7 protein-coding genes and 1 riboswitch are annotated in these 12,139 nt (G+C 66.1%); of the genes, 3 read left to right on the plus strand and 4 right to left on the minus strand.

The window, feature by feature from the left end:
• Positions 1-745: 745 nt before the first annotated feature.
• Together IP86_RS27755 and IP86_RS27760 are read left to right on the plus strand one after the other, a co-directional pair.
• Positions 746-2,785 (plus strand): peptidoglycan DD-metalloendopeptidase family protein, encoded by a 2,040-nt coding sequence (locus IP86_RS27755; protein ID WP_502585820.1) that lies wholly within the window; start codon positions 746-748, stop codon positions 2,783-2,785.
• Positions 2,786-2,925: 140 nt separating this feature from the next.
• Positions 2,926-4,554: a Vgb family protein gene (locus tag IP86_RS27760; RefSeq protein ID WP_054165685.1), complete on the plus strand. Its 1,629-nt coding sequence runs from the start codon at positions 2,926-2,928 to the stop codon at positions 4,552-4,554.
• A gap of 359 nt (positions 4,555-4,913) precedes the next feature.
• On the opposite strand, the gene clpB is transcribed toward IP86_RS27760, so the two are convergent.
• On the minus strand, positions 4,914-7,553 hold the full coding sequence (clpB, locus tag IP86_RS27765; RefSeq protein ID WP_054165686.1) for an ATP-dependent chaperone ClpB: 2,640 nt from the start codon (positions 7,551-7,553) through the stop codon (positions 4,914-4,916).
• 223 nt (positions 7,554-7,776) lie between these two features.
• Between clpB and IP86_RS27770 the strand changes: the two genes are divergently transcribed.
• The gene (locus tag IP86_RS27770; protein WP_054165687.1) at positions 7,777-8,565 is read left to right on the plus strand and encodes an MOSC domain-containing protein; all 789 of its coding nucleotides are present in this window, start codon (positions 7,777-7,779) and stop codon (positions 8,563-8,565) included.
• Positions 8,566-8,856: 291 nt separating this feature from the next.
• Here IP86_RS27770 and IP86_RS27775 read toward each other — a convergent pair whose 3' ends face one another.
• The 3 genes from IP86_RS27775 to metX form a co-directional block, all read right to left on the minus strand.
• Positions 8,857-9,645 (minus strand): TIGR02594 family protein, encoded by a 789-nt coding sequence (locus IP86_RS27775; RefSeq protein WP_054165688.1) that lies wholly within the window; start codon positions 9,643-9,645, stop codon positions 8,857-8,859.
• 277 nt (positions 9,646-9,922) lie between these two features.
• Positions 9,923-10,618, minus strand: coding sequence for a methionine biosynthesis protein MetW (metW, locus tag IP86_RS27780; protein WP_054165689.1), 696 nt, complete (start codon positions 10,616-10,618; stop codon positions 9,923-9,925).
• Between the two features lies 1 nt (position 10,619).
• On the minus strand, positions 10,620-11,810 hold the full coding sequence (gene metX, locus IP86_RS27785) for a homoserine O-acetyltransferase MetX (protein WP_054165690.1): 1,191 nt from the start codon (positions 11,808-11,810) through the stop codon (positions 10,620-10,622).
• A 96-nt stretch (positions 11,811-11,906) separates the two neighbouring features.
• A riboswitch (SAM riboswitch) is annotated at positions 11,907-11,986 on the minus strand.
• Positions 11,987-12,139 lie beyond the last annotated feature (153 nt).

Consider the following 12,139-nt stretch of genomic DNA (forward strand, 5'->3'; position numbering starts at 1 on the left):
CAAGGACTCCGCCGTCCACGTTTCTCTTTCTTCTTCTCAACTTGTCAAACAGCCCGGAGCCCGAAGACTCCACGAAACCCGAGATCCGGAAGACCTCAAGACTTCAACTCCTACACTTAATAGGAGTTCTGAAACCCGATCCGACGGCAATTGGCAACCGACAACGATCGGCTGCTCAAGCACTCATCGAATGCAAGGGATCACTGAGACACAGAAGCGCGCCAGGGCCCGTGGGGCTCAGCGGCGCCGCGCTCAGTGGCCGCCTTATAGGCCAGCCTCCTCGGAGCTGTCAACGGCCTCGTCAGAAAAATGTCGTCTGCCCGGGAAAAATCATTTTCCATCGGAGATACAAAGCCTTCGCGACATTGCGCCGTACTGAAGCCACATTCCTCCGACGTTCTCCCCAGGCTAGATAGGTCAAAATTGCCGCGTTGCCGGTCAGGCCGACGGGCAATCGCCATAGCAAGGATCGCGATCGTGACGCTTTCATCGCAAATTCCTTTCGGGCGTGCGGCCTCGAACCTTTCCCGCCATTGACGTTCGCGGCGGCTGCCAGCAATTTGGCGCCCTCTTGTCGAACGTCCGCGGCGCAGGCCCGGCTCGGTGATACGCACGCGTGGCGCATCAGCGAGACCCGGCCAGCCGGAGGCTCCGAAGGTCGCTCCGATCTTCGCAGAACCTCCGCCAAGTCAGGGACACTTGCCGATGGCGACGCCGCCGGCGAGGATATTTGGGGGACGGCGGATTGAGCCAGAGATTGTCACGCGGACGCAGCGGGCACGAGGTCGGCTTCATCGACCTCGGGCACGAGCCCCCGCTTTCCGTCGATGGCTCCGAAGCCGCGGTGATCGATCGCCGCCGCGTCTCCGTGCAATGGTTCAGCGGTACGATTCTCACCGGACTGTGCGGCGCAGCCTTGATCGGCGGCGCCGTTTTCGCATCGCTCGATGGCGAGACGACCTTCGCCAAAGCGCCGGAGCGCGTCGAAGCGGCGCTGCGCGGCGCCTTCGGCGCCGACAAGACGGCGGCGCTGCACAAGAGCGACCGGCTGCCGCCGCCAAGCGAATCACAGGCGGCGCGCAGCGTCATCCGCGTTTCCACCGTGACGCGCGTCGGTAATCGCGACGTCGTCCGCGTCCGCCCCTTCGTCAAGATCGCCGGCAATCTGTCGCTGAGCACCAGCGATCTCAGCTCCAAGATCCCGCCCTTCAATGCGCAGCGGATGCTGACCGATGTCGGCTCCTCGGCGCCGTCCGAGGACGCGCAGAACCCCGAGGCGGTCGAGCCCGACGCCGAAGTGTCCTTCGTGACCCGCGATCTCGGCCAGGTGCTGCCGCGGGCCAAGATCGCCGGCCAGATCCCGCCCGACGAGATCCTGATGCGGGTGCGCGATGCCGCGAACTGGAAGGGCAACAGCGGCGTTCGCTACGCCAGCGCCGCGGCCGGCGACATCGGCAGCGACATGAAGCTGGGCTACGCGCCGGAAGGCCCCTCCGCCGATCCTTATGCGGGCTTCGAGACCCGAATCGTCCCCGAGAACGTCACGCTGCTGCCGAAGACCAAGGAGCAGGTCACCGGCGGCAACCCGACCGGCGAACGCGTGCACGTCGTCAAGAAGGGCGACACCGTGGTGTCGGTGCTGCGCGACCAGGGCGCCAGCGAAGAGGACGCCAATGCGGTCGCCGCCGCGCTCGGCGCGCGCGGCCGCAGCGGCGGGCTGAAGGAAGGCCAGAAGCTGCGCATCCTGATGGAGCCCTCCGGCGCCGGCAAAGCCCCGCAGCCGTTCCGGGTGATCATCGCGGGCGATTCGGCGGTCGAGGCCGTGGCGGCGCTGTCCGATCTCGGCCGCTACGTCGCAGTCGACGTCCAGGCGCTCAACACCGTCAGCGACACCGCCGACAACAGCGACGAAGACGAGGACGACGGCACCGGCGTTCGCCTCTATCAGTCGATCTACGAGACCGCGCTGCGCAACAAGGTGCCGCAGGCGATCATCGACGACATGATCAAGATCTACTCCTACGACGTCGACTTCCAGCGCAAGGTGCAGGCCGGCGACTCGTTCGAGGTGTTCTACGCCGGCGACGACGAAACCACCTCCACGGTCGAGCGCAACGATGTGCTGTTCGCCTCGCTCACGGTCGGCGGCGAGACCAAGAAATACTATCGCTTCCAGACCCCCGACGACGCCGTGGTCGATTTCTACGACGAGACCGGCAAGAGCGCGAAGAAGTTCCTGGTGCGCAAGCCGGTCAACAACGCGATCATGCGGTCGGGCTTCGGCGGCCGCCGCCATCCGATCCTCGGCTACGTCAAGATGCACACCGGCGTCGACTGGTCGACCGCCTACGGCACCCCGATTTTCGCCTCCGGCAACGGCGTGATCGAGAAGGCCGGCTGGGAAGGCGGCTACGGCAAGTACATCCGCATCAAGCACGCCAACGGCTACGAGACCGCCTACGGCCACATGTCGGCTTTCGCCAAGGGCATGGAGCCCGGCAAGCGCGTGCGCCAGGGCCAGGTGATCGGCTTCGTCGGCTCCACGGGTCTATCGACCGGCGCGCATGTGCACTACGAAATCCTCGTCAACGGCCGCTTCGTCGATCCGATGCGCGTGAAACTGCCGCGCGGCCGCTCGCTGGAAGGCCCGATGCTGGCCGGCTTCGAGAAGGAACGCGACCGCCTCGATGCGATGATGACCAACCGCAACGCGCCGCGCTTCGCCGAGGATCTCACCGCCGCGACGCCGACCCGCAGCGTCAGCGCCTCGGCGGCGAAGAGATAACAGGCCTCCTGATTTCGCGTTGTTGGCGCTCGTGCACTGCGGCAATCGCGGCCGCGGCGCGCAGGCTTTTCCGCTTGCCAACCCTTCCGGTGCGTCAAATACTCCCCGCATAAAAACAAACAATGTCGGGAGAGAATGCGATGAGGAGCCATCTTGCGCTTGGCGCGAGCGTATTTGCGCTTGGGCTGCTGGCGATGTCCGGTGCGCGCGCGGACGAGTATCAAGTCACCAGACTGGTTGAAGGCTCGGCCTTCCACGGCGTGCACGGGCTCGGCATCGACAAGGCCGGCCGGCTGTTCGCCGGCAGCGTGGCGGGCGCGGCGCTGTATGAGGTCGATCGCGACAACGGCACGGCGACGATCGCGGTGCCGACGCCGGAAGGCATGGCGGACGACATCGCGTTTGCGCCCGACGGCACGATGGCCTGGACGGCGTTTCTCACCGGCGATCTCTACGCGCGCAAGGGCGACGGGCCGATCCGGAAGCTGGCCTCCGGCCTGCCTGGTATCAACTCGCTGGCGTTCCGCAAGGACGGCCGGCTCTATGCCACACAGGTGTTTCTCGGCGATGCGCTGTACGAGATCGACGTCGAAGGCACCAAGCCGCCGCGCAAGATCATGGAGAAGATGGGCGGCCTGAACGGCTTCGAATTCGGGCCCGACGACAAGATCTACGGACCGCTGTGGTTCAAGGGCCAGGTGGCGGCGGTCGATGTCGACAAGGGCGAACTCAGCGTCGTCGCCGACGGATTCAAGATTCCGGCGGCGGCGAATTTCGACTCCAAGGGCAATCTCTACGTGCTCGACACCGCGCTCGGCCAGCTCGTCCGGGTCGATATTAAGAACGGCGCCAAGCAGGTCGCGGCGCAGCTCAAGCCGTCGCTCGATAACCTCGCGATCGACGGGCAGGACCGCATCTTCGTCTCCAACATGGCCGACAACGGCATCCAGGAAGTCGATCCGGCGACAGGCACGGCGAAGCAGGTGATCATCGGCAGGCTGGCGTTTCCGGCCGGCATCGCCGTGGTGTCCGACGGCGGCAAGGACACCATCCACGTCGCCGACGTATTCGCCTATCGCAGCGTCGACGGCGCGACCGGCGAGGTGCGCGAGCTGGCGCGGATGCACGCCGACGGCATCACGCTGGAATATCCGATGAGCGCCACCGCCAAGGGCAACGAGGTGATCCTGTCGAGCTGGTTCACCGGCACCGTGCAGGTGATCGACCGCACGAGCGGCAAGTCGCTGGAGATGATGCACGACTTCAAGGCGCCGTATGACGCGATCCGGCTGGCGAATGGCAAGCTGATCGTCGCCGAGCTCGGCAGCAAGTCGCTGATCGAAGTCGGCGGCGAGCACGGCAAGGACCGCAAAGCGATCGCCACCGACCTCGCCGGCCCGGTCGGCCTCGCACAGGCGAGCGACGGCGGGATCTACGTCACCGAGGCGTTCGCCGGGCAGGTCAGCAGAATCGATCCGGCGAGCGGCGCCAAGACGGTGGTGGCCAAGGATCTGAAGCTACCGGAAGGGCTGGCGCTGGCGCCGTCCGGCAAACTGATCGTCGCCGAGGTCGGCGCCAAACGCGTGATCGAGATCGACCCGGCGAACGGCAAGGTCACCGAACTCGCCGGCAACCTCCCGATCGGCCTCACCCCCGCCCCCGGCCTGCCGCCGACCAACATGCCGACTGGCGTGGCCGTCGGCGCCGGCGGCACGATCTACGTGTCGTCGGATATCGAGAACGCGATTTATAGGATTGCGAAGAAGTAGTAGAGCCCCAGCGCTCTCCATCCGTGCCCCGGATGCTGCGCAACGCGCCGCGCTTCGCGGCGTGGTGCGCTGCTGATCCGGGGCCCCGGTTATCTGGGGACTTGCACGGGAAAAGGCACCGGGGTCCCGGATCGGCGGCGCAGCGCTGTGCGCTACGCCTTGTCCGGGACACGGGTGGTTGGCCAACGCTTGGCACAACGTCCATGTGCCCCGGATGCTGCGCAACGCGCCGCGCTTTGCGGCGTGGTGCGCTGCTGATCCGGGGCCCCGGTTATCTGGGGACTTGTACGGGAAAGGGAACCGGGGTCCCGGATCGGCGGCGCAGCGCTTTCGCGCTACGCCTTGTCCGGGACACGGGGTTAGTTAAGCATTCGCTTCGGCGGCCGTCCCGTGAACGGCTCGATGTCCGCGGTGTGCGGCGGGGCGCCGTTGAAGGTCAGGACGCCGCCTTCGGCCGAGATCACGACGGTGTCGCCGTCCTTGACGCTGCCGTCGAGGATCATCTCGGCGAGCGGGTCCTGAACGTGGCGCTGGATCACGCGCTTCAAGGGGCGCGCGCCGTAGGCCGGGTCCCAGCCCTTTTCGGCGAGCCAGTCGCGTGCCGAGGCATCGAGATCGAGCACGATCTTGCGGTCCTCCAGCAGCTTCTGCAGACGCTGCAGCTGGATGTCGACGATCCGGCCCATCTCGCTCTTCTGCAGCCGATGGAACAGGATGATCTCGTCGACGCGGTTGAGGAACTCGGGGCGGAAGTGCGCCCGCACCATTCCCATCACCTGCTCGCGCACCACGCCGGTGTCCTCGCCTTCCGGCTGAGCCACCAGATACTCGCTGCCGAGGTTCGACGTCATCACGATCAGCGTGTTGCGGAAGTCCACGGTGCGGCCCTGACCATCGGTCAGGCGGCCGTCATCGAGCACCTGCAGCAGCACGTTGAACACGTCCGGATGCGCCTTCTCGATCTCGTCGAACAGCACGACCTGATAGGGCCGCCGCCGCACCGCTTCGGTGAGCGCCCCGCCCTCGTCGTAGCCGACATAGCCGGGAGGCGCGCCGATCAGCCGGGCCACGGAGTGCTTCTCCATGTATTCCGACATGTCGAGCCGAACCATCGCGGTCTCGTCGTCGAACAGATACTGCGCCAGCGCCTTGGTCAGCTCGGTCTTGCCGACGCCGGTCGGGCCGAGGAACATGAACGAGCCCATCGGCCGGTTCGGATCCTGCAGGCCGGCGCGGGCACGGCGGACCGCGGTCGACACCGCATGCACGGCCTCGAACTGGCCGACCACACGCTTGCCGATCTGATCCTCCATCCGCAGCAGCTTTTCCTTCTCGCCTTCGAGCATCTTGTCGACCGGCACGCCGGTCCAGCGCGACACCACCTGCGCGATGTGGTTGGCGGTGACCGCCTCCTCCATCATCTCGCCGGTGTTCTCGTGCGCCTCGATATCCGCGAGCTTCTTTTCGAGCTCCGGGATCCGGCCATAGGCCAGCTCGCCGGCGCGCTGATACTCGCCGCGGCGCTGCGCGTTGGCGAGTTCGATGCGGAGCGCGTCGAGTTCGCTCTTGAGCTTCTGGGCATTGGAGAGCTTGCTCTTCTCCGCGCTCCAGCGCTGGGTCAGCGCCGCCGAGTTCTCCTCGAGCTCGGCGAGCTCCTTTTCGAGCGCGACGAGGCGCGTCTTGGAGCCGACGTCGCTCTCCTTCTTCAACGCCTCCTGCTCGATCTTGAGCCGCACGATCTCGCGGTCCATCGAATCGAGCTCTTCGGGCTTGGAGTCGACCTGCATCTTCAGCCGCGCCGCCGCCTCGTCCATCAGGTCGATGGCCTTGTCGGGCAGGAAGCGGTCGGTGATGTAACGGTTCGACAGCGTCGCCGAGGCGACGATCGCGGAATCGGCGATGCGCACGCCGTGGTGCTGCTCGTATTTGTCCTTCAGGCCGCGCAGGATCGAGATGGTGTCCTCGACCGTCGGCTCGGACACGAACACCGGCTGGAAGCGCCGCGCCAAAGCGGCGTCCTTCTCTACGTGCTTGCGATATTCGTCGAGCGTGGTGGCGCCGATGCAGTGCAGTTCGCCGCGCGCCAGCGCAGGCTTCAGGAGGTTCGACGCGTCCATCGCGCCGTCCGCCTTGCCGGCGCCAACCAGCGTGTGCATCTCGTCGATGAACAGGATGATGCCGCCTTCGGCCGCGGTCACTTCGTTGAGCACGGCCTTCAGCCGCTCCTCGAACTCGCCGCGATATTTCGCGCCGGCGATCAGCGCGCCCATGTCGAGCGCCAGCAGCTTCTTGTCCTTGAGGCTCTCCGGCACGTCACCGTTGAGGATGCGCAGCGCCAGGCCCTCGACGATGGCGGTCTTGCCGACGCCGGGCTCGCCGATCAGCACCGGATTGTTCTTGGTGCGCCGCGACAGAACCTGGATGGTGCGGCGGATCTCCTCGTCGCGGCCGATCACCGGGTCGAGTTTTCCGTCACGCGCGGCTTGCGTGAGATCCCGGGCGTATTTCTTCAGCGCGTCATAGGCGTTCTCGGCCGTCGCCGAATCGGCGGTGCGGCCCTTGCGCAGCGCATTGATAGCCGCGTTGAGGTTCTGCGGAGTGACGCCGCCCTTGGCGAGCAGCGCGCCGGCCTCGCTGTCCTTGTCCAGCGCCAACGCCAGCAGCAGCCGCTCCACGGTGACGAAGCTGTCGCCCGCCTTCTCGGCCGCCTGCTCGGCGCCTTCCAGCGCGCGGGCGGTCGCCGGAGCGAGATAGACCTGGCCGGCGCCCGAGCCGGAAACCTTCGGCATCTTGCCGAGCGCGTCTTCGGTGGCCTGGAGGATCGCGCGGGAATTGCCGCCGGCGCGGTCGATCAGACCGCCGGCGAGCCCTTCGGAATCGTCGAGCAGAACTTTGAGAATGTGCAGCGGCGAGAACTGCTGATGGCCCTCGCGGACCGCAAGCGATTGCGCCGACTGGATGAAGCCACGCACGCGTTCGGTGTATTTTTCTGGGTTCATGATCTGTGTCCCTCAGCCTGCCATCTGCGCCTCGAAAGCACGCGGACGGCATCTTCATTGGGGTTCCACCGGCCGCGTTGATGGTCGTCAACCGGCGGCGGTCGTCGCCGCATCCGGACTGGCAGCGGCTTGACGCAAATGTGGGCATCGGGTTCCGAAAACGGAAGGGCCGGCGTCACAATTTCGTGCAGGCGCCCGCGGCCAAAAGCTTTACGATGACGACATGATCGCACCCGCCTCCGCTTCGCTTTCCGCCATCTATCGCTACCCCATCAAGGGCCTGACGCCCGAGCCGCTGCCGGCGGTGGCGCTGGCGATCGGCCAGACGCTGCCGGCCGACCGCGCCTACGCGATCGAGAACGGCCCGACCGGGTTCGATCCCGCCAGCCCGGTCTGGAAGGCCAAGACGCATTACCTGATGCTGATGCGCAACGAGCGGCTGGCGGCGCTGAGCAGCCATTTCGACGACGCCACCCACACGCTGACCATCAAGGCCGACGGCGCGGTCGTGGCGCAGGGAGATCTGCGCAGCCCCGAGGGACGGACAGCGATCGAGGCATTCTTCGCCGCGCGCTTCGCCGACGAACTGCGAGGCCCGCCGAAGGTGCTCGACGGCGAAGGCTACAGCTTCTCCGACGTGCCGATGAAAGTGGTGTCGATCATCAATCTCGGCAGCGTCGCGGCGCTGGAGCAGATGATCGGCCGGCGCGTCGACCCGCTGCGGTTCCGCGCCAACTTCTATGTCGGTGGCTGGCCGGCCTGGGCCGAACTCGACATGATCGGCCAGACGCTGGCGATCGGCGAGGCCCGGCTCAAGATCGTGAAGCGCACCGTGCGCTGCGCCGCCACCAACGTCGACCCGGTGACGGCCGCACGCGATCTCGCCATTCCGCAGACGCTGCAGCAGAACCTCGGCCACGCCGATTGCGGCGTGTATGCCGAAGTGATCGCAGGCGGGCGGGTCAAGTCGGGAGATGCGGTGCGGGTCGAGCAGAGTTCGCTTTTCGAATAGGCCGCCGCTTGATCACCCGTCATCGCCGGGCTTGACCCGGAGATCCATCGTTCTTCGTAAAAGCGCACTGCGCGCGCGATGGATCCGCGGGTCAAGCCCGCGGATGACGACAGCTTTATCCTGCCGTACCCCGGATGCTGCGCAGCGCGCCGCCCTTGGCGGCGTGATGCGCTGCTGATCCGGGGCCCCAGTTCATATTCACAACGAAGCGTCTCAACCGGGGTCCCGGATCTGCGCAGCAGCGCAAGAGCGCTGCAGCGCGTCCGGGACACGGGCCGAGAACCGAGCAGTTCAGCTCGACGGCATCACATAGGCGTAGATGCGGCTCTTGGAGTACACCGACTCGGCGACGCGACGGCTATGGTTGCCGGAGACGACGATCGGATTGCCGCTCGGATCGACGCCGGTGACGATGCCGACATGGCCACCGCGTTTGCCGCGCGACATCACCGCGATGGCGCCGACCTGCGGGCCGGAGACGCGTTGGCCGTAGCGGGCGAACGAACTCGCCATGTCGGAGCCGGTGCCGCGATGGCCCGAGCGCTCCAGCACCATGTTCATGAACCGCGCGCACCACAGCCGGCTGCGGCCGGTCGGATTGCCGCCGATGTAGCGCCGCGCCTCGGCCACCACGCTCGATCCCGAACCACCGCCGCCATTCCAGTTCTGCCACTGCGCCTGCTGCGCATCCGGCGCCTGCCGCGCGGCGCGGCGCTTCACGCGCTGCTTCATCATGCGCGGAGCGCTCATCGCGTTGGGATCGGCATAGCCGGCCGGCGCGAAGCCCTGCGGCTGCTGATACGCCTGGAAGCCGAATTGCTGCTGATCGCCGAATTGCTGCTGATCACCAAAGCCCGGCGCGACGGCCGCATTCGCGTGACGCCAACCGCGGCTCCGCTTGCTGTAGCGGTGATGCCGGTGATAGCCGCGATGCGACGTGGCGTCGCCGTGATGCGCGGCATAACCGTGATGACGATGCGACGGCCTCGCCGACGCCGGACTCACCAAAGCGGCGATCGCCGCAACACCCAATACCAACGCGAGAACGCGACCCGGACGAAACGCAAGAAACTCAACCATTCAGACACTCTCTCCATCGACACGCCGATCGGCGACGACCGGCGTGTGCGGTAAACAGATCAGCGATGGCGAGAGCATGGCCGGTGCGGCAGTCAGGTAGACATTCCGCGGTGATAAGAAGATCATTTCGTGGCAGCGGAACCTGCAAAATTCCGCCGGACGAATTGATAGATGTTAATAAATGTTAACTACTTAGTGAGACGTGCATCACACACAACGCAGGCACCATCAGTAACATTGCCGATCGTAGCGCGGCGATGCACCGCCGCGCGCCCGGCTACGGCGTGATGTAATCGGCCGGCGAGACCGGCGACTTCTTCTGCGCGCGGCTCAGCAGAAATACGCCCTGCTCGCCGAACATATTCCAGAACCACCATGGCGCGTTGAGACGCAGCGGCCGGCCATAGCGGTCGAGCGCCACGGCGCGCTCCATCTTGACGTTGATCTCGTCGCACAGCACGACGAAATCCTTGATGGTGCAGAAGTGGATGTTCGGGGTGTCGTACCAGGTCGCCGGCAGATTCTCGGTGCGCGGCATCTGACCGTTGATCAAGAGCTGCAGCCGCATGTTGATGTAGCCGAAATTCGGAAACGACACGATCGCGCGGCGGCCGATGCGCAGCAGATTCTCCAGCACGACGCGCGGCTGCCGCGTCGCCTGCAGCGTCTGCGACAGGATCACGTAGTCGAACGCATCGTCGACGTAGTTGTCTAGGTCGGTGTCGGCGTCGCCCTGCACCACCGCGAGGCCGCGTGCGACGCAGCGGTTGACGCCCTCGCGCGACAGCTCGATGCCGCGACAATCGACGCCGCTCGACTCGAGTAGCATCATCAGGTCGCCTTCGCCGCAGCCGACGTCGAGCACGCGCGAGCCGGGCTCGACCATATCGGCGACCAGCAGATGATCGGCGCGATGCACCCGCAGCATCGGCCGCTCGGGCGTGCCCAGCGGCAGGCTCTCCTGCACGGTCATCTCAGCGCCCCCGACCGAGCCCGCGCGCGGTGGCGGCCGATTGCAGGAAGGCGTGGGCGATGTCGATGAATTCCGGCTCGTCGAGCAGGAAGGCATCGTGGCCCTTGTCGGTTTCGATCTCGGCGAACGACACCCGCGCGCCGCCGGCGTTCAGCGCGTGCACGATGGCGCGCGACTCCGCGGTCGGAAACAGCCAGTCGGAGGTGAACGACACCACGCAGAACCGCGTCTGCGTGCCGCGAAACGCCGCGGCCAGGACGCCGTCGTGATCGGCGGCGATATCGAAGTAATCCATCGCTCGGGTCAGATACAAATACGAGTTGGCGTCGAAGCGCTCGACGAAGGACGAGCCCTGATAGCGCAGATAGCTCTCGACCTGGAAGTCGGCATCGAACGAGAAGGTCGGCAGCTCGCGATCCTGCATCCGGCGCCCGAACTTGCGATGCAGCGCGGCGTCGGACAGATAGGTGATATGCGCCGCCATCCGCGCGACCGCGAGGCCGCGATGCGGATGAAGGCCGTTCTCGAAGTAACGACCATGCGCCCAGTCCGGATCGGCCATCACGGCCTGACGGCCGAGTTCGTGGAAGGCGATGTTCTGCGCCGAGTGCCGCGTCGCGCAGGCGATCGGCATCGCCGAGAACACCCGGTGCGGATAGGCCACGGTCCATTGCAGCACCTGCATGCCGCCCATCGAGCCGCCGACCACGCTGAACAGTTTGTCGATGCCGAGCCGGTCGATCAGCATCGCCTGCGCCCGCACCATGTCGGGGATGGTGATCACCGGAAAATCCAGCCCCCACAGCCGACCGGTCGCCGCATTGGTCGAGGCCGGGCCGGTCGAGCCCATGCAGCTGCCGATCACGTTGGAGCAGATGACGAAGTAGCGGTCGGTGTCGATCGGCTTGCCGGGGCCGACCAGGGTCAGCCAGCCACCGGGCTTGCCGGTGATCGGGTGCACGTTGGCGATGTGCTGATCCATCGTCAGCGCGTGGCAGACCAGGATGGCGTTGCTCTTGTCGGCGTTCAGCGTGCCGTAGGTCTGGTAGGCGATCTGGAACGGCGCGAGGTCGACGCCGCAATCGAGCCGCAGCGGCTGCTCGGGGCCGAAATGGGCGACCAGCGACGTCGGATGGTCTGCCTCGTGGGCGCGCTCGCCGGCGACCTGGCCTTTCGAATGAACGTTCATCATACGCCTGCCAACGACCTCGTTCCGGACACCCGGTCGGCCTCAGATAGTCACGGCAGGGTCAATAAAAAACCCGGCCTGAACATGGGTTCGGCCGGGATCAAAACGTCCCCGGCCTGTTTAGCGAGTTGTTTAACGTGGCTGCAAGCCGGCCGGCTCAAATGACCACGGGATGTGGGGGGAAGGATAAGCATAAAGTCCGGGGGCGTCAATGATGCGGGGTCCCCATGCACAGCGCCCGTCCTCCCCTCCCCCTTGCGGGGAGGGGTCGGGGGTGGGGGTCCGCGAGCACGGTGCTCGCGTCTCCTTCACACTGGCTCACTGCTCGGCTC

The organism is Rhodopseudomonas sp. AAP120, assembly GCF_001295845.1.
In the GTDB taxonomy this organism is placed as follows: Bacteria; Pseudomonadota; Alphaproteobacteria; order Rhizobiales; family Xanthobacteraceae; genus Rhodopseudomonas.